Annotated in this window: 16 protein-coding genes; all 16 read right to left on the reverse strand. The window is 58.8% G+C overall.

The window, feature by feature from the left end; genetic code table 11:
- Positions 1-2 precede the first annotated feature (2 nt).
- The 16 genes from HMPREF7215_RS03665 to HMPREF7215_RS03740 all read right to left on the reverse strand — a co-directional run bounded on the left by HMPREF7215_RS03665 (position 3) and on the right by HMPREF7215_RS03740 (position 17,438).
- Positions 3-1,025: a KpsF/GutQ family sugar-phosphate isomerase gene (locus HMPREF7215_RS03665; protein ID WP_009164301.1), complete on the reverse strand. Its 1,023-nt coding sequence runs from the start codon at positions 1,023-1,025 to the stop codon at positions 3-5.
- Entirely contained in the window at positions 1,022-1,873 is an 852-nt protein-coding gene (kdsA, locus tag HMPREF7215_RS03670) for a 3-deoxy-8-phosphooctulonate synthase (RefSeq protein WP_009164302.1), read from the reverse strand. Before kdsA ends, HMPREF7215_RS03665 begins: the two co-directional genes overlap by 4 nt.
- 30 nt (positions 1,874-1,903) lie before the next feature.
- Positions 1,904-4,141 carry a tetraacyldisaccharide 4'-kinase gene (gene lpxK, locus HMPREF7215_RS03675; protein WP_009164303.1) on the reverse strand — a complete coding sequence of 746 codons (2,238 nt, stop codon included), beginning with the start codon at positions 4,139-4,141 and terminating at the stop codon, positions 1,904-1,906.
- The gene (locus HMPREF7215_RS03680; RefSeq protein ID WP_040550364.1) at positions 4,138-5,883 is read right to left on the reverse strand and encodes an ABC transporter ATP-binding protein; all 1,746 of its coding nucleotides are present in this window, start codon (positions 5,881-5,883) and stop codon (positions 4,138-4,140) included. Before HMPREF7215_RS03680 ends, lpxK begins: the two co-directional genes overlap by 4 nt.
- Positions 5,864-6,973, reverse strand: a complete 1,110-nt coding sequence (locus HMPREF7215_RS13090; protein ID WP_009164305.1) for a glycosyltransferase family protein — start codon at positions 6,971-6,973, stop codon at positions 5,864-5,866. The genes HMPREF7215_RS03680 and HMPREF7215_RS13090 overlap by 20 nt, the downstream gene beginning before the upstream one ends.
- Positions 6,970-8,076, reverse strand: a complete 1,107-nt coding sequence (locus HMPREF7215_RS03690) for a lipid-A-disaccharide synthase (protein ID WP_009164306.1) — start codon at positions 8,074-8,076, stop codon at positions 6,970-6,972. Before HMPREF7215_RS03690 ends, HMPREF7215_RS13090 begins: the two co-directional genes overlap by 4 nt.
- Positions 8,061-8,885: an LpxI family protein gene (locus HMPREF7215_RS03695; protein ID WP_009164307.1), complete on the reverse strand. Its 825-nt coding sequence runs from the start codon at positions 8,883-8,885 to the stop codon at positions 8,061-8,063. Before HMPREF7215_RS03695 ends, HMPREF7215_RS03690 begins: the two co-directional genes overlap by 16 nt.
- Positions 8,882-9,988 carry an LPS export ABC transporter permease LptG gene (gene lptG / locus HMPREF7215_RS03700; RefSeq protein WP_009164308.1) on the reverse strand — a complete coding sequence of 369 codons (1,107 nt, stop codon included), beginning with the start codon at positions 9,986-9,988 and terminating at the stop codon, positions 8,882-8,884. Before lptG ends, HMPREF7215_RS03695 begins: the two co-directional genes overlap by 4 nt.
- Positions 9,989-9,991: 3 nt before the next feature.
- A complete protein-coding gene (locus HMPREF7215_RS03705) occupies positions 9,992-10,465 on the reverse strand; it encodes a KdsC family phosphatase (protein WP_009164309.1) in 474 nt (157 codons plus the stop codon).
- Positions 10,465-11,283 carry an acyl-ACP--UDP-N-acetylglucosamine O-acyltransferase gene (gene lpxA / locus HMPREF7215_RS03710; protein ID WP_009164310.1) on the reverse strand — a complete coding sequence of 273 codons (819 nt, stop codon included), beginning with the start codon at positions 11,281-11,283 and terminating at the stop codon, positions 10,465-10,467. Before lpxA ends, HMPREF7215_RS03705 begins: the two co-directional genes overlap by 1 nt.
- Position 11,284: 1 nt before the next feature.
- Positions 11,285-11,728, reverse strand: a complete 444-nt coding sequence (fabZ, locus tag HMPREF7215_RS03715; RefSeq protein WP_009164311.1) for a 3-hydroxyacyl-ACP dehydratase FabZ — start codon at positions 11,726-11,728, stop codon at positions 11,285-11,287.
- A gap of 96 nt (positions 11,729-11,824) precedes the next feature.
- Positions 11,825-12,655 carry a UDP-3-O-acyl-N-acetylglucosamine deacetylase gene (gene lpxC / locus HMPREF7215_RS03720; RefSeq protein WP_009164312.1) on the reverse strand — a complete coding sequence of 277 codons (831 nt, stop codon included), beginning with the start codon at positions 12,653-12,655 and terminating at the stop codon, positions 11,825-11,827.
- Complete coding sequence (lpxD, locus tag HMPREF7215_RS03725) at positions 12,624-13,667, reverse strand: UDP-3-O-(3-hydroxymyristoyl)glucosamine N-acyltransferase (RefSeq protein WP_009164313.1); 1,044 nt, start codon at positions 13,665-13,667, stop codon at positions 12,624-12,626. Before lpxD ends, lpxC begins: the two co-directional genes overlap by 32 nt.
- Before the next feature lie 25 nt (positions 13,668-13,692).
- A complete protein-coding gene (locus tag HMPREF7215_RS03730) occupies positions 13,693-14,802 on the reverse strand; it encodes a hypothetical protein (protein ID WP_156797415.1) in 1,110 nt (369 codons plus the stop codon).
- A gap of 223 nt (positions 14,803-15,025) precedes the next feature.
- Complete coding sequence (locus HMPREF7215_RS03735; RefSeq protein WP_009164315.1) at positions 15,026-16,792, reverse strand: BamA/OMP85 family outer membrane protein; 1,767 nt, start codon at positions 16,790-16,792, stop codon at positions 15,026-15,028.
- Between the two features lie 25 nt (positions 16,793-16,817).
- Positions 16,818-17,438 (reverse strand): hypothetical protein, encoded by a 621-nt coding sequence (locus tag HMPREF7215_RS03740; protein ID WP_040550365.1) that lies wholly within the window; start codon positions 17,436-17,438, stop codon positions 16,818-16,820.
- Positions 17,439-17,443 lie beyond the last annotated feature (5 nt).

Below are 17,443 nucleotides of genomic sequence, written 5' to 3' on the forward strand. Positions count from 1 at the left end.
GGTCAGGCGACGCCGCTTTGAAGCAGCTCGTGAATGTGCACCATTCCCACGGGGCGACGGTCCTTGTCGACGACGATCAGGACGGAAATCTCGAGTTTTTCCATGATGTGCACTGCTTCCGCGGCGAGCGCTTCGGGAACGATGGTCCGCGGCGAGCCGATCATCACGTCTTCGACTCTGCGGTCCAGACAACGGATCCCCTCTTTAGCGATCAGCCGCCTCAGATCGCCGTCGGTGAAAATGCCGACGAGAAAGCCCTTGTCGTCGACGACGCTGGTGGCGCCGTAATTTTTGCTGGTGATCTCGAACAAGGCATCCTTGACCAGGGTTTCGTGCGAGACGACCGGCAGGGAACCGCTCGTGTTCATCACGTCGCACACGCGCAGCAAGAGCTTCTTCCCCAGCGAGCCGGCCGGGTGGAACAGGGCGAAATCCTCTTTTTTCAAACCGCGCAGCAGCGTCACCATCGCTCCCAGCGCGTCGCCGATGGCCAGCTGCAGGGTCGTGCTGCTGGTCGGCGCCAGATTGAGCGGATCCGCCTCGCGTTCGATCGCAGAGTTCAGGAAAATATCCGCCCCCAGCGCCAACGGTGAAGCGGCGTCGCCCGAAACGGCGATGACCGGCGCGCCGATGCGGCGGAAAAACGGCAGCAGGGCGACGACTTCCGCCGTCTTGCCGCTGTTGCTGATCAGCAGCGCCACGTCTTCGTGTCGGACCATGCCGAGATCGCCGTGCGCCGCCTCGCTGGCCTGAAGGAAGAAAGAAGGAGTTCCCAGCGACGAGAGCGTCGCCGCGATCTTGCGGCCGATATGGCCCGCCTTGCCGATGCCGGAGACGACGATCCTCCCCTTGCAGGCTTCCAGCAGACGGGCGGCCCGTACGAGTTCCAAGCCGAAGCGATCGGCCGCGCGGACAAGTTCTTCCGCCTCGTGCCGCAGCACCTGACAGCCCGCTTCGAGGAGTTTTTCGTCCGAAAGTTTTTCCGGCTGCCGGTCCGACGGCAGCGTCATCGAAACGTCGTTCATCGTTCGCACCAGTCCAAGGACACAGGGCCGATGCCGTTTCTGACAAGGCGGTCGATGGCGCGGACCTGTTCGAGAAAACCTTCCAGAAGATCCAGCGGCACCATGTTCGGCCCGTCGCTCATCGCTTTTTCCGGCTGCGGGTGGACTTCAAGGAACAGCGCGTCCACGCCGATGCCGACGGCCGCGCGGGCCAGAGGCAAAGCAAAGCGCCGGTCGCCTCCGGAACTGCCGCCCATGCCGCCGGGCATCTGCACGCTGTGAGTGGCGTCGAAAACGACCGGCGCGCCCAGAGAACGCATGATCACAAGGGAGCGCATGTCGACGACCAGCTGGTTGTAGCCCATCATCGTGCCCCGCTCGCACAGCATCACGCGATCGTTGCCGGCTTCCGTCAGCTTGCCCAGCACGGACTTCATGTCCCAAGCGGAAAGGAACTGCGCCTTTTTGACGTTGACCGCCCGTCCGGTTTTGGCGGCGGCCACCAAAAGATCGGTCTGGCGGCACAAGAACGCGGGGATCTGCAGCACGTCGGCGACTTCCGCGACGGGAGCGGCTTGCCACGGCTCGTGAATGTCCGTCAGGATGGGCGCGCCCAGTTCGGCTTTTATCTGCGCCAGCCATTGCAGCCCCTTCTCGATGCCGGGACCGCGGGGGCTGGAGATCGAAGTGCGGTTCGCCTTGTCGTACGAGGCCTTGAAAATGTAATTGAGCCCCAGCTTTTCGCACAGGACCTGAGTTTTCCTGCCGACTTCCAGCCCGAGCTCCAGACTTTCCAGGGCGCAGGGGCCTGCAATCAAGGTGAGCCGGTCGCCCCCGACCACAAAATCTCCAATTTCTATCTTCTTCATCGCCCTTCCCTCCCTTGGCGCAAAACGCTGTCATCGATCGAATTTCACTCGCTTGCTCAATTCATCGTAAACAAAAGCCCTTTTCTTCCAGCCCAATTGCTCCGCGGCATAATTCAAAACGGCGTCGAGCGCTCCCGATTGGCCTAAGCGCCGGCGCCCTTCCGAACTCATATAAGCCAGTCGCTCGGCGTCGGCCAAGAGATCGACCGCCGCTTCCGCGAGGGCATCCGCATCGGGTTCCACCAAAAGTTCGGAGTTCCCGAGGAGTTTTTTCTGCACCAACTTCCCTTTTTCAATGACCGACAGAACGGGAACGCCCAAACCGGCGCAGACCTGATTGGCCGTTCCGGCCAGCCCCAGCAGAAGTTCGGCTCCTTGCGCCGCGTCCGCGACCTCGCCGCGGTAAATAACAATATCCAGCCGGCCGCGGCGAAGATGGAGGCCGTCGAACTCCCAGCCGACCGCCGTTTTCGCCAGCGTATCGATATCAATGCTGGGCGCGGGGACCATCACGGCCGCGATCGAGCAGCGTTCGGAAATTTTGCTGAGGGCGCGCAGCAACAGGCTCAGATCTTTGTATGCCCGTTCCCGGCTGCCGGGCAGCACGAGAAGCCGGCGCCCTTCGCCCCACGGGACGGTCCCTTTAGTATTATCACAAGAAAGGTCCATGATTGGATTTCCTTCGAAGACGGCGGCAACGCCGCTTTGACGTAATTCGACCGCCGTTTCTTCGTCGCGGGGCCAGACCTTCTTGCAGCCTTTTCGGTACAAAAAACTTTCCAGCTTCCAATGGCCGCTGATAAATTTCGTTTTCGCCGTTGCCACCATGAGGGCCTTTTTCCCCTGCCCCCATAAAGTATGGCAGAGGAGGTACGCATCGCCGACGCAAAGAACCGTGCGACAGCTGCTGCGCAACTGATCCCACGCAGACAGCTGACGGGAAATTTGCCGAAAAAGCCCGGCCTTGATCTCTTGATAAAGGTCATGCAGGTGATATTTTATAATTCCGCCGGTCGGCGATTCCGAAAGAGGCGGCAGGATCCTGACGCCGATCTTCTTGTAAGGAATCCCCGATCCCACAAGCGGAAAAGCGCAGACCTCCGCCTGCGGAAATTTCCGCGCCGCTTTGCGCGCGAGCTTGGCCCCGATGGCGTCTTCGCCGTACCCGTTCGACGCGACGACAATCCGGGGACGGAGCGCCTGAACGACGACGTCCCAGAATCTGGAGGACTCTTCGACAACCGCGCTTATTCTCGGCACGTAAAGCGGGACGCGGGGAACGTATCCCTGCGGCAGATTGAATATGTCTTTTTCCGTGCAGCATATGGCTTTGCCGCCGGATTTTTGAGCCGTATCTTCAATCTTCTGCAAATCGTTCGCATCGTAGTGATGATGATCCTTAAATTCGAATTCGCGGAGTATGGTCGCGCCGCTTGTGACGATCGTATTTCGAAAGCTGTGCGGATTGCCGATCGCGGAAAAAACTACCAGAGAGAAGGCCGCCATGTTTTCCCCGACGGGAATGAACCGCCTTCCATCCCATCGCTCCCAGGCGGGATCAGCCAGTCGCGAATAAAATATGCGCTCTTCCGGAACCCAGTGGGAGATCCTCTCTTTCAGACGCCGCAAAGCCTCCGGCGACGTCTGATCCGATTTGGAAATGACGACGGCGTGGGCCCGCGACAAAGAACTGGGGAGTTCGCGCAAAATGCCGTTAGGCAGGGACGTTCCATTGCCGAACGGACAGGTGGCGTCGACAAGAACGATATCGACGTCACGGACCATCCTGCGATGCTGAAACGCGTCGTCGGCGACGACGATATCGATGTTGTGATTCAAAAGCGCCGCCACGTCCGCCATGCGGTCGCTCGAAACCGCCACCGGTATGTCCGTCAGCCGCGACGAGAGCAGAAGCGGTTCGTCTCCGACGACGCTTCTGTCGCCGTGGCCGTTCAAAACGACGACCGGCGTGGACGTTGTGCCGCCGTAGCCTCGGCTGACGATCCCCGGCTTCAGGCCCCAGCGGGACAGCTGCTCGGCGATGAATTCGACGAAAGGCGTTTTGTTGGTCCCGCCGGTCGTGAGATTCCCGACGCTGATGACAGGCAGCGGCGGTTCTTCCGAAGCGTAGATGCCATGATCGTAAAACGCCCGCCGTGTTCTGACGATGACGGAGCCCAGCCATCCCAGCGGTTTCAAAATCACCCACGGCGATACGTTTTTTTCTCCGTGGGAATAGGCAAGATAGGACTTCGTGAGAAAGTTCATGGACGGCCGGCTCCGTATTGAAGCGAAAAGAGTTTTTGATAGGCCCCGTTTTTCCTAAGGAGCTCTTCGTGAGTCCCCTCTTCGACGATATGCCCGTTCTCGAGGTAAAGGATGCGATCTGCGTTGATGATCGTCGAAAGACGGTGAGCGATGACAAACGACGTGCGCCCCTCCATGGCGCGGTCCATCGCTTCCTGGATCTGCCGTTCCACGGCGGCGTCGAGCGACGAAGTGGCCTCGTCGAGGATGATGATGCGGGGATTGCGGACGATCGCCCGCGCGATGGCGATCCTCTGGCGCTGGCCGCCGCTGACGGTGACGCCGCGGATCCCCACTTCCGTCTCGTATTTCTCGGGGAGAGAATCGATAAATTCGGAGATGCCGGCGATAGCGGCCGCTTCTTCGATCTCGCCTTTTTTCGCCGCGTATCCATAGGCGATGTTGAAGGCGATGGAGCCTTTCATCAGAACCGGATCCTGCGGCACCACGCCGATCTGAGTGCGAAGGCTTTTGAGATCGACGGTCCTGACGTCGTATCCGTCGATGAAAACCGTTCCCCTCTGCGGATCGTAAAAGCGCTGCACCAGATCGACGAGCGTCGACTTGCCGGCGCCCGTCGCTCCGACGACGGCGATTTTCTCGCCGGGGCGAACCGTCAGATTCAGATCTTTCAAGATCCACTGTTCCGGCTCGTAGCTGAACCATACGCTTTCAAAACGCACTTCGCCTCGCAGGCGCTTCAAAACGACCGCGCCGGGCGGCGTCACGACCCGGTCGTCGTTGTCGAGAAGGCTGAAGATCCGTTCCGCCGCCGCGAAACCGAATTGGAGCTGGCTGACGGCGCGCGTGAAATTGTTGATCGGCGAGGCCAAAAATCCCAGCGACCCGAGAAAGGCGATCAGTTCGCCGGGCGACATGACGTCGCCCAGCACCTGGCGGCCTCCCAGCCAGAGGATCAGAGCGAGCGCCACAATGAGGAGGACCTCGACGGCGCCGTTCAGAGCCGCGTTGACCTTGACGCCCTGAATGATGACGTCAAAATTCTGCCGGTTGCTTTCTTCGAAACGGGAAAGTTCCAGCTCCTCCGTCGCAAAAGCCCGCACGATGCGAATCGCCGAAAGCGCTTCCTCGGCTACCGCAGAAAGTTCGGCGACACACTGCTGCATATGGCGCCCAACCCTGCGGAGGATTTCCGAAGCGCTCTTCAGCACGAGAACGACGACCGGCAGGATCAAAAGCGTATAGAGCATCAGCTTCCAGTTCAGATAGAGGCAATAGGAAAGCATCGCCGCGCACGAGACGCCTTGAACGACAAGATCCACAGCCACGTTCGTGACGGTCATCTGCAGCATGTTGGCGTCGTTGGTGACTCGCGACAAAAGCTCGCCCACGCGCTTGTCGTTGATGAACTTCAGCGACAAAGTCTGCAGATGAGCGTAAGCGGCGACCCGCATATCCATGACGACCTTTTGCCCGACCCAGCCCATCAAATACTTTTGGCCGTAAGTAAACGCCGCCTTGAAAACAAAGAGTATGACGAGCGAGACGACCAGCACGTTCAGCATCGCGTAATCCTTGCGGATCAGCACGCCGTCGACGACGTTCTTCATCAGCCAGGCGGGGATCGCCGCGCAGAGCCCGGCGCCGACCATACAGACAAAAGCACATCCCAATTTTGCCCTGTAAGGCAAAAGGAGTGCCAACAGTCGACGATAGAGAGGCTTACTTCCTTTCTCTTTCATGATCGGCTGCCATCCTTTCGAGAATGTTGCAAATCTTCGCCGGAGCGCCGGGAACGACCGCGGCGGCAAGCTCGTGCAGACGTTCCCTCTGCGTCTTGAGCGCTTCCGGAGCCCGCAAAACCTCGGCAATCTCATCGGCAAGCCGCGAAGCGCTGTATTCGCCGATGAATTCGGGAACAAAACTCTCGTTCACGAGCCTGTTGGGCCACGACATCTTCCCGATATGCCTGGGAATCGCTTTTCGAATGATCTGTTCCCTCAGCGCGCCGCCGAACCAGGGGATGCGGTCGAGCATGCCGACCAGCCCGGCGATGGGCATTTGCCGCAGAAAAGAAAAGGGGACTGCCACCACAAATGGCTGCTTGCAGTACATCAGCTCCAAGGTATTCGTCCCGGGCTGCGTCAGAGCAAGATCGGCATCTCGAATCCCCGCGGGGGTCGTTCCCGTCCAGACTGAAAAACCGCTTTCGCTCCAGAGTCGAGACTCGCTCTCCTCCGAAAATGGCGACAGGAGAACCCTCAATTCGATCTCGGGATCGATTTTCAGCAAATGCGAACGGAAATCTTTCAGAAAAAAAAAGGCTTTGCGACGGATGTTCGGCCGGCTGCCGGGAAAAATCGCCAGCCGCTTGCCCTGAGGCGCGCGCCAGCTCTCGGGAGTTCCCGGATCGAGACTGTCCAGCACCAGATCCCCGACAATTTCCAATCTCTCGGAACTGAATAGCCCCGGGCGGGACGTCAGCACCTTTTCACAGCGTTTCATGCCTTTTTTGCGCCCGTAAGAATAGCAGGCCAGCGGGATACGCTGTCTCCACGCCAGAAGGCGCCCGAAAAACAAGTCGCCCCCCAGTTGCAGAACGGCGTCGTACTTTTCCGCCGAAAAAAAACATCGCAGGGCGCCGGCGGTCGTCCGGTGCCTCAATATCGTCGCGGGAAGCCGCGAAAGCGCGTTGATCTCCCGGCCTGAAGCGAAAGGACAGGGCAGGAGATGCACGTCCACCGTCCAATTTCTGCCGGAGGCTTCTTTGATGAGCGGCCGGCACCAGCCCCAGACCTCTCCCGGCCCGTTGGCCAAAAAAGCGACTCTCATGAATTCACCAGCTCGGAAATGGCTTCTGCCCAGCGTTGGATTGCCCCCGGCTCCCCCATCAGTCGCCTGTTCGACACAATCTGTTTATGAATGTCGTCACAGTAATTCTTGTCGTGAAGGTATAAATCGACATAATGCAGAATCCTATCGGCGCGCGAGTCGTCCTGCAGAAGCTCGGGAAACATCATTTTCTCCGCCAGCACGTTGGGGATGGAAACGAAGGGCGTATGCGTCAGCATTTTATAGATCCGCCATTCCAACGCGGTTCCCTTGTAAAGCACGATCATGTAGCGATTCAGCAACATCGCTTCGACGGCCGTCGTGCCGCTGGCGCCGATGACGAATTTCGAGGCGTGCATCAAATTGCGTCCGCTGATCTCCGTCGCTTCGATTCCGGCCTTGTTGTTCCTGACCATCGTCTTGCTGGCCTCGTCGAGCCCCGGGGCGATGGAGAACACGGGATGAAGCCCCGTTTCTTTCAATTTCAGCGCCGTCTCCTGAAGGACGGGAAGCAGCGTTTTTATTTCGGAACGGCGGCTTCCCGGCAGCAGGGCGACGCGCATCGCATCGTCCGGCAAAGAAGCGCCGACCGGGATGAATTTGTCGAGATCGTCGATCAACGGATTTCCGCACCAATAGCTCCGCACGTTCCATGCTTGCAGGGCTTTTTCTTCAAAATGAAACAGCGGCAGACAGAGATCGCAGTAACGTTTCAGATATTTCGCCCGGCCGCTGCGCCAGGCCCAGATCGTCGGCGGGCACACATAGACGACGGGGCCTTTATAGCCGAGGGCGCGGATTTTGCTCAGCAGCGGAATATGGAAATCCGGGCTGTCGACGACGATAACCGCGCGCGGCGCCCGTTTTACGACGGCCTCCGCCAGCTCTTTCCTCAACTGAAACAACGACGGCAGCGATTTGATGATCCGCCCCAGGCCGATGATGTGCAGGAGCGCGTTGTCCCATTCCTTGCAGATCCCTTCTGCAAGAGCGCCGCCCATTCCCCACAGCTGTTCGTGGGGAAGAATTTTGTGGAGCGCCGCGCTCAATTTGGCCGCATAGATATCGCCGGAAAGCTCTCCGGTGCTTATAAAAATCGACATGTGGCAACTCCCGTCACGCTGATTTCCAAACGCTCCGCCTCTTGCAGGAAAGCGTCCTTTTCCAACAGCAGCACGCTGCCCGCTTCGATAAAAAGCCCCGTCAGACCGGAATCGGCCATGTTTCGCAGCGTCTGCACGCCGACGACCGGCAAATCATAGCGGCGGTCCTGATCTGCGCGCATCCCTTTCAGCAGAATCCCATGAGCGCTTAACGACGCCGCGCGCCGGACGGCCTCATCCGTGCCTTCCATCGCTTCTACGGCGACGACGGCGCGATTCGAAACGACAACGGACTGTCCGAATGAAAGCGGCAGCAGAACCCGCAGGATGCTCAGCCCATACTCGCAGTCCTGCAGCTGCTCCGCGTCGGGGACGGGACCGGCGATATGCCCCTCGGGCGCCAAGAGCTCCGGAATGACTTCCTCGTAGCTCATGACCTGGATTCCGAATTTTTCGATATACTTCACGATCCCGGCCAGCAAGCTGTGATCGTTGCGGTCCTGTACGGAAGAAAGGATGGACTTGGCGCCTCGGTCGAGCTTTTCCGCGGAGTAAATGTTCTTCTTGGGCACGCCGCCGGCCATCATCAAACGACGGATTCCCATCAGGCGCATCTTTGCGAGGATCATCGCGATCGCCATGGGATTGGCGATTTTCTGCACGGCGATGCCTTCTTCCAGATAGGGGGCGTCGTTCTCCGCCAGCAGATACACTTTCGGCGGCGGCGCCTTTTTTTTGATCATCGCCTTCAGGATCTCGAGGGGCAACGCGCCTTCTCCGGCGACGAGAGCCAGATGTCCGGCGTTCATCGGTCAGCCCTCCGGGCGAGAAGAAGCGCTCCGGCAAAAAACAGGATATTGGGCAGCCAGGCCCCGAGGACCGGCGGGATGTGTCCCGCCTGCCCCAAAGAACGCCCCATCGACATGACGACATAATAGACGAAGACGATCAAAATGCTTTGTCCGAAGCCGACGCTGGCGCCGCCCTTTCGCATCGGCCGCACGCCGAGCGCCGCGCCGATAAGCGCCAGGATCACGCATGCCCAGGGCACGGCCAGACGCAAATGAAACGCGACCCACAACGGCTCCAGACTCTTTCCTTGGGCTCTGAGGATTTCGATATATTTGATCAGTTCCAGACAGCTCATGTCGTCGGGTTTGGCGGTGGAGCGGGAGATCTGCTGGGGCGTCAGACGGATCGGAAGCGCCTGGCGCTTGAAATGCAGCGTCAGCTCAACGGTGTCCCTGCCTTTCACTTCGAACACGTCGCCATCGTCAAGATACCAGACGCCGTCGACCCACGTGCCCTTCCGGGCCGTCGTCAGCCGAACCAGATCGGCGCCCTTGAACTCCTGAACGACCACGTCGTCCATCGTTCCCGAACGGGCATAGAGTTTGTTGATGTAAACAATTCTTCTCAGCCCCTCGGACGAAGGATCGCTGCTCCGCAAAAACACCTGCTCCTTCAGAAGCGCGGGCTTTTCGCGAGCGACCTCGTAGCGCATCACGTTCTGCGCGGCGATCTTGCCAAGCGGCACGACCGTCTCGTTCAAGGCAAGAGAGAGCATCGTGACGCCGAGCGCCGCGACCAGAACGGGACGGCCGATGCGCGAAAACGAAATTCCGGCCGCTTTCAAGGCGACGATTTCGCTGTTGGCGGACATTTTGCTGAAGCCCAGAAGCGAAGCCAAAAGACAGGACATCGGCAGCGTCAGAACGACGACGGAAGGAAGCTCGTAGATAAAAAGACGGCCGGCGACGCCCAGAGAAACGCCTTGTTCGATGATGAGGTCGGCCAGCTTGAACAATAACCCGCCGGCGACCATAATCAACGTAAAGGCCATCACTCCGAAGAGAAATGGCCCCATCAACTCTCTCATAATAAAGCGATCCAACGTGCGAAAAGGTTTCATAAACTAGACCTCCTTCGCTTGTGCCGCAAGAACCATATCGGCAACCTCGCGGATGGCGCCGCTGCCGCCGCTGCGCTGCGTCACATACGAGGCGGACGCTTTCACTTCGGGGACGGCGTTCGCCACGGCGACTCCCAGCCCCGCCCAGCGCATGCATTCGCGGTCGTTGACATCGTCTCCGACGAAAATGACTTCTGCGGCGCTTATCCCCGCCTCGGCGGCGATTCTTTCTAAAACGGGCAGCTTTTCTGCGACGCCGTTGGCCAGAAAATCGACGTGCAGTTCCCGAGCCCTCAGCTCCGTCACGGCGGAAAAACGTCCGCTGATCCAGGCCACTTTGCCGCCCGCTTTGCGAAACAGCGCGATGCCCATTCCATCCTGAATGTCGAAGCGCTTGAACTCGTTCCCCGTCGCGTCGATGAAAACGCTGCCGTCCGTCAACGTTCCGTCGACGTCCATGGCCAGAAGACGGAACATCAGTCCTCGGATTTGCCTGCGCTGCTTGCAGGCCAGGGGCAGAAGCCTCTTTTCTTGTCGCCTTCCTTGAAGAAACGGATGATTTCTTCTATATCGGCGGATTTTGCGTCCTGCTTTTCGAGTTCGGCAAGAGCTTCGCGCATGGGCAACCCCGAATGGTAAATTTTTCTGTAGGCACGTTTTATTTCAAGACGGCGCTCGGACGAGAAGTTATTGCGACGCAAGCCGATAACGTTCAGGCTGTACACGCGGCACGCTTCCGCCCCGTTGACCAGCAGGAACGGCGCCACGTCCTGCGCCACGCGCGAGGCGCCGCCGATCATGCAGAACGAGCCCACACGAACGAATTGATGGAAGCCGGACATGCCGCCGATCACCGTTCCCCGCCCGATTTTCACATAGCCGGCGAGCCCGGATTTGCTCGAAATCGTCACGGAATCGGAAATCTGCACGTTGTGCCCTAAATGTACGCCCTCCATGATCAGGCAGTCATCGCCGACCGAGGTCACGTTCCCCTCGCCGGAAGCGCGATGGATCGTCACGTTTTCCCTGATGACCGACCGGTTGCCCACAAAGACCCAGCTGGTTTCACCCTTGAAGGCATGGTCCTGCGGTTCGGGGCCGATCACGGCGTCCTCGAAGATCACCGCGTCCTCGCCGATTCGAGTGTAAGGGCAGAGGTGGACAAACGGCCGCAGAACCGTATTGCGCCCCACAGTCACATTCTCGTCCACAATGGAAAAGGGGCCAATCACGACGCCGTCGGCCAGTTCGGCGTGAGGCGAGACAATCGCAGTCGGATGTATTTGAATCCCCATTTTATTTTTCCCCTTCAGGTTTTTTGGTCAGCATAAAACCCAATTCGGCTTCGGCGACCGTTTTTCCCTCAACTTCCGCGTGGGCTTTGACCTTGCCCATTTTGCCGAAGATACGTCCCATCTCGGTATAGATCACAAGCTGATCTCCCGGCACGACCGGACGCCGGAACTTCGCTCTGTTGACCGTGGTCAGAAAAGCGATCGTGCCGCGCAGTTCGGGAATATTCAGCACCATCATGGCCCCGGCCTGGGCCATCGCTTCAAGGATCAGAACGCCGGGCATCACCGGCTCGCCGGGAAAATGCCCCTGAAAAAACGGTTCGTTGATCGTGACATTTTTAATGGCCACGACGCTCTTTCCGGGCACAAGCTCCTGAATGCGATCGACGAGAAGAAAAGGGTACCGATGAGGCACACACGACATGATTTCTCTAATATCCAACATAACGCCATCTCCTTACAGTCACTCACCTGTACCATGCTGCGCATATGGTTCCCCGACGCGTCGCCGTGAACAGGCAAAACTTGATGATCCGGATTTTCAAGCCGAGCCCCACTCGCGCGCGATACGGTCAATCAGTTTCTGATGCATGGCATGCCCCGCCCGTATCCCGATAAAATGGCCGACAACCGGCCGGCCGATAAGCGTCAGATCGCCCATCATATCCAGGATTTTATGCCTGACGAACTCGTCCGGCCGTCTCAAACCGCCGGGCGTCAAAATTTTTTGCCCGTCCACGATCAACGCCGTCTCCACCGTTCCGCCCAGCCCCAACCCCAGAGAACGCATGTGCGCCACTTCTTCGTACAGACAAAACGTTCGGCACTGTCCGAGCTCGGCAACAAAGTTGTCCTTTGTCGGCACGACGGTCGCGGCCTGAGTGCCGATAGCGTTGTCGCCGTATTCGATCACATAGGTGAAGCTCAGCCGGTCGGACGGCAGGACGGCGCATATTTTTTTCTCATCCTCGGAAGTCACGTACACCGGCGAGGAGACGCGCAGGTACGACGGCTCTCCGGGAAGCTCTTCAAGCCCCGCCTTCAGGATCTCCTCGCAGAAAGGAGCGGCGCTGCCATCGAGCAACGGCGTCTCGATTCCTTCGGGACAAAGGATAACGTCGTCAACGCCAAGACCGCGCAGCGCGCCGAGCACATGCTCTACCGTCATCACGCGGTTGGAATCAAAGGCGAGAATGGTTCCGCGCCCGTCGCCGGAATGTTTCGCGGCCTGGATCGGGAAACGCTTGCCGCCGAAAAGAAACACATACCCTTCGCCGCTGCCGGCCGGCAACAGCCTCATGGAAACGGGCGTGCCCGAGTGGAGCCCGACGCCCCGAAAACTAATTTCCCTTTTCAGCGTGTATCGACTCATGAGCGAGAACCTCTTCCAATTTCTTCAAACGCTTCATCATATCGGGAACGCGGCGCAGCGAGGCCTTGAAACGGAAATCTTCCATGTGGTCGGTGGCAGGATGTCCCGAGAGGATTTGCCCCGGCTTGGTATTCTTCATGACGATCCCCATTCCGGCGATCTGGGTGCCGCGGGCGACTTTTATATGGCCGTTCAAACCGCTGCGCGCGCCCATGATAACGCCGTCCTCGATGGTCGTGCTGCCGGCGACGCCCGACTGGCTGGCGATGATGCAGTTTTTCCCGACACGGCAGTTATGGCCGATCTGGACTTGATTGTCCATTTTCGTGCCGCGCTGCACAACGGTGTCGGCGATCGTCGCCCGATCGATGCAGGTTCCGGCGCCGATCTCCACGTCGTCGCCGACGACGACCCGGCCGATCTGCGGAACTTTTACGTTCTCGCCGTCAGGGCCGCCGGGGATAATGCCGAAGCCGTCTGTCCCCAAAACCGCACAGCTATGGATAAGGCACCTCGCGCCGACTTTCGTGCGGCGCTGGAGAACGGCCATCGGCTCAAGCACGCTGTCGTCGCCGACTTCCGCGTCCGGCCCGACGTATACGTTGGCAATCAGCCTGACGCCGGCGCCGATACGTGCGCCGGCGCAGACCGTACAGTTCGGTCCAATGTACGCAGATGGCGCTACGACCGCTTCCGGATCGACGAACGCGCCGCGGGAGATCCCGACAGGCAGCGCATAGCGGGGCTCGAAGATCGCCAGAAGCGCCGCCATTGCCGCGCGGAACGATTTTACTTTCAAGCCGTCGCGCCCGTCGGGAAAATTCTTTTCATCCGCGACGACGGCGATGTTTTCCGGCAAAGCGGAAGCCAGCTTCGCGGATTCGATAAAGCTCAAACGCTCAAAAGCGCAGTCGTTCAATTCGGAAAGGCCCGCGACGATCCGTTCTCCATTTCCGCAAACAGCTGCGCCAATCCGCTCGGACAACTCGCGCAGAGTGTACGAATTTCCCATGGCAGCTCTCTCCTTAAATTATCCCTCAAAGGTTGCTGAACGCGCGAAGGCTGATGCGATCGTCCTGCCGGTTATCGTAATACAGTTCGAACGCGACATAACGATTCAGACGGTAACCGATGGCCGCTTCCAAATCGTCATCGTCGCTGTATCTCAGCCAGCCGTAAAGGCCAGGGCGGTTCCGCCCGAGCCACACGCGATACCAGAGCGGAGACGAATCTTCCGTACTGCCTTCCAGCCCCAGCCACATGAATTCCCACGGCGAGAAACGCAGCCCCGCTCTGCCGTCGACATGCCAGTGTTCGAGTCCCATGACGATCTCGGCGTAAGCTTCCGCCGGAATTTTCGGGCCCAACGGGAAATATCTGCCCAAATGAAGCCCGGCTTCCAGCCTCGCGGGACCTCCGGCATGCACGGAAAACCAGCCGCGAAACGAATAGGTCGTGCTTTCGATGTGAGTCGTCACTTTCGTGATGGGTTTGACGGCAATGTCGTTCACCGACGAAGCCCGCAGCATTCTCAGCCATTTGTTCTGCAGCTGTTTCTCCCCGAGCCACCGCTCCATCTCCGCGAGGTGGAAACTGATCCAGCTGAGCGGCAGCCCCGTCAGCGGCGAAAGATACTCGAGCGTCTTGTCGCTCATCCGGTCCGTCAGCAACTGCGGAAGCGAAGCCGACAGCGTCTCCGGAGAAAAGGCGAGCAACAAGGGCGGCCGAAGGTAAAGCTTCAGATCGAGCAGCGCCTCCAGATCCTCGGCGTGAACGCGCACCGAGCAGCGCCATCCCGGAATATATTCGTCGATGATTTTATCGATCTGGCTCTGAAAGCTCTCCGCGCTCCAGCGCAGGGCCTCCGGCGGCACGTTCTCCACGATTTCCCGAAGCGGAGGCACGGCGCGCTCGATATCGTTCTTCATCCAGGCGGAACAGGGCTCCGGCAGACGGGCGCTCCCTTCCGACATTTGCAGGGAAAGGCGCCAGTTCCATCTGCGCGGCGGCTCCATCGAGACGAACTTCTGATTGACAAGCGAAACCTTAAAACCCGGAAAGAGGCGGCTCCCCACGAGGGCCAACGCCTCCACCGCCGCCTGACGCGAGAGCCGGCTGCCTTGCAGTTCGCGCCAGACGGCGCTCATGCTTCCCTGGATCGAATTTTTGAGCCAAGCCGGAGCATTGCAACGCAACGGAAGCGCGGGCATCGCCCAACCTTTTGCAGGGATAACGCCGAGAAAAAGAGCCGCTGCCAGAAGAACGCATCGCAAACATTCGGAAACGATCGCGGGAACGTGTCTCCTCCGGAACATTCCTTTCGGCCTCCCTCCGCAGCAGCTCATTTTCATGTTATGCCGGGATCACGTCTTAGAACATCTCGCCGAAGCCGAAATGGAACTGCGTCTCATCTCCTTTGGCCACGTCGACGCGGATATTGCCGAGCGGCGTCTTCACTCTGACGCCGACGCCGGGAGCATCTTCCAGATTGTCAAAGCTGAAACCGGCCCCCCGAGTCTTATCCCACGCGTTTCCGATGTCGTAGAAGGCGACGATCGAGAAGTTCTCGTCGATGGGGATGCGCAGCTCGACGTTGCCAAGGAACATCTCGTGTCCCTTGAAGTCGCCGCTTTCATAACCGCGCAGGCTGTTGGCGCCGCCCAGCGAGTAGCGCTCGGAAAGCGGGATGGCTCCGTCGGAGAAACCGGCGCGCACGCGCAGGGCGAGGATGATCGGCCGGTCCTCGGTCTGTCCGAGGTCGATGTAGTCCTCCAACCCCTTGATAGGCACGTAGGCGACGGCTTCGGCCCAGTACTTGGTGTAATCCCATTCGCCGCCGAGAGCTTCCCAGGCGTGTTCGACGCCGATCGTCTCGCGGTCGCCCTTGGGGTAACTCAGATATTTGTCGACGTTGTTGCGAGTCAGTTCAAGTGTCGTTGAAAAGACCTTGCTGTTCAAAGAATCCTTGTCAACAATCGCGTCGAACGAATATTTGGGATGACCAGGATAAAATTCTTTGCCCTTAATAACCTTGCTCTTGTGCCAGTCAGCGGTCAGATACCAGCTGAACATCTCGCTACCGCCGAACTTGCGTCCGAAACCGGCGTACATGCCGGTACGATCCTCCTCGTATTCAAAAACATTTCTTCGGTCGCCTTTTCCGTCGTTGTAACGATAGGTCAGATCGTCGTCTTCGCGCTTGTAGGCGCCGATCTTCCAAGAAAACGTCTTCTTGTCCATGTAAGGATCGGACAGCGACAGCCAGTAATTCTTGTAGTCGCCCTGATCGAAGCCGATTTCGAAAATCCTGGCCCGGCCGCCGAGATTGCTTTCGCGGTAGGAAGCGCCGCCGCCCAGTCCGCTGCTCGACCCGTAGCTGACCGAGAAGATCAAGCTGGCGCTTCGCTTCTCCTTGACGGTGACAATCACGTCGACGTTGTCGCTGTCTTCGACCGGTTCAAAACCGACGTTGACATCCTCGAAGAAGCCGAGGTTGCGCAGCTTCGTGATGGAATGGCGCAGGAGCGTCGAGTTGAAGAGATCCCCGTTTTTCAAGGGGATATTGCGGCGGATGACGTAGGTTTTGGTGCGCCGGTTGCCCTGGATGACGATGTCGTTGATGCGCGGCTCGACGATCAGCACGGTGACCACGCCGTCTTCCACTTGCACGTCCTGCACGCGGGTCATGACGTAGCCGTCGGCCTGAAAGCGTTCTCTGAGGCGCTGGATGTCGTTCCTGAAAAAAACGCGGTTGAAGATCATGCCGGGCTGCGTGAAGAGCATTTTCTTCAATTTGTCTTCTTTGTAGATCGTGTTGCCTCGGAAACGAATCTCTTTGATGGTCGGGTTCTCGGTGACTACAAAGGTGAGAACAAGCTCCCCGTTCGCGTCCGCGGCGACTTTCGCGTCGACATAGGAGAAAAAGCCCTGGTCGTAAATCGCCTGGATATCGTCCATGACCTGTTGCTGATTCAGCTCATCGCCGACCTTGGTCTTCACCGCCCGCAAGATATGAGAAGCGACAACTTCGTTGTTTCCTTCGACCCTCAGGGCAGAAACCGTTTGGGCACAAGCGGCGCTGCCGACGGCGAGCAAAACGAAGCACATTGCGAATAATTTTTTCAAAGAACGAACCAACTGTATTCCCTCCATGACCCTCAAATTAATGGAACTCGAGCACAACTGAGTTATTGCTTTTATACAGCGCTTTCCGGCCAACCTCCACAAGACGGTACATATCGGCGTCGGAAAGCTTTGACGCGGCCGGCCGGGGACGGGCAGCCGTCCTCGCTTCGGCGCCGGACATCCCGGTGTCTGTCAGCGACCTGTTCCCCGCGGCTTGGAGAGAGTTGCCGGTTTGCGCCGGCGGCGCGCTGCTTCGCATGGGCTCCGCAGTCCTTTTTCCCTCTGACGTCGGCCACTCATTATAACGGTCCGTCTCCGTTCTCATCAACTGCGGCGCTGAAAAATCTCCCCGCCGGCCGCTCGCCTCCGCCCTCTGCATTTGCGACAAAACAATCGGCGTTTCGGACTCGGACACGCGCAGAGGGCTTGCCAGGAACAATACGGCCGCGAGGGCCGCCGGTAAAATCATCACAGAGGTACGGACGGAGCGGCGCGCATTTCCGCCCTGATGGCATAACAAAAGCTCCTGCCGGGCGTCATCAAGCTCAGCACGAGCGCATTCAACATCAAGTATGGCATCGGAAAAATTTCCGTCGGCGCTCATGCTCTGAGCGCGCCGGATCCAACGAATCACCCGGCTGTATTGCTTATCGAGCATTTTTC

Origin of the sequence: Pyramidobacter piscolens W5455 (genome assembly GCF_000177335.1) — a bacterium.
Classification (GTDB): Bacteria; Synergistota; Synergistia; order Synergistales; family Dethiosulfovibrionaceae; genus Pyramidobacter; species Pyramidobacter piscolens.

Excerpts from the sequence above, each read along its gene's own strand:
- HMPREF7215_RS03665 (WP_009164301.1), bottom strand. The coding sequence starts at position 1,025 with ATGAACGACGTTTCGATGACGCTGCCGTCGGACCGGCAGCCGGAAAAA.
- kdsA (WP_009164302.1), bottom strand. The coding sequence starts at position 1,873 with ATGAAGAAGATAGAAATTGGAGATTTTGTGGTCGGGGGCGACCGGCTC.
- lpxK (WP_009164303.1), bottom strand. The coding sequence starts at position 4,141 with ATGAACTTTCTCACGAAGTCCTATCTTGCCTATTCCCACGGAGAAAAA.
- HMPREF7215_RS03680 (WP_040550364.1), bottom strand. The coding sequence starts at position 5,883 with ATGAAAGAGAAAGGAAGTAAGCCTCTCTATCGTCGACTGTTGGCACTC.
- HMPREF7215_RS13090 (WP_009164305.1), bottom strand. The coding sequence starts at position 6,973 with ATGAGAGTCGCTTTTTTGGCCAACGGGCCGGGAGAGGTCTGGGGCTGG.
- HMPREF7215_RS03690 (WP_009164306.1), bottom strand. The coding sequence starts at position 8,076 with ATGTCGATTTTTATAAGCACCGGAGAGCTTTCCGGCGATATCTATGCG.
- HMPREF7215_RS03695 (WP_009164307.1), bottom strand. The coding sequence starts at position 8,885 with ATGAACGCCGGACATCTGGCTCTCGTCGCCGGAGAAGGCGCGTTGCCC.
- lptG (WP_009164308.1), bottom strand. The coding sequence starts at position 9,988 with ATGAAACCTTTTCGCACGTTGGATCGCTTTATTATGAGAGAGTTGATG.
- HMPREF7215_RS03705 (WP_009164309.1), bottom strand. The coding sequence starts at position 10,465 with ATGTTCCGTCTTCTGGCCATGGACGTCGACGGAACGTTGACGGACGGC.
- lpxA (WP_009164310.1), bottom strand. The coding sequence starts at position 11,283 with ATGGGGATTCAAATACATCCGACTGCGATTGTCTCGCCTCACGCCGAA.
- fabZ (WP_009164311.1), bottom strand. The coding sequence starts at position 11,728 with ATGTTGGATATTAGAGAAATCATGTCGTGTGTGCCTCATCGGTACCCT.
- lpxC (WP_009164312.1), bottom strand. The coding sequence starts at position 12,655 with ATGAGTCGATACACGCTGAAAAGGGAAATTAGTTTTCGGGGCGTCGGG.
- lpxD (WP_009164313.1), bottom strand. The coding sequence starts at position 13,667 with ATGGGAAATTCGTACACTCTGCGCGAGTTGTCCGAGCGGATTGGCGCA.
- HMPREF7215_RS03730 (WP_156797415.1), bottom strand. The coding sequence starts at position 14,802 with ATGAGCGCCGTCTGGCGCGAACTGCAAGGCAGCCGGCTCTCGCGTCAG.
- HMPREF7215_RS03740 (WP_040550365.1), bottom strand. The coding sequence starts at position 17,438 with ATGCTCGATAAGCAATACAGCCGGGTGATTCGTTGGATCCGGCGCGCT.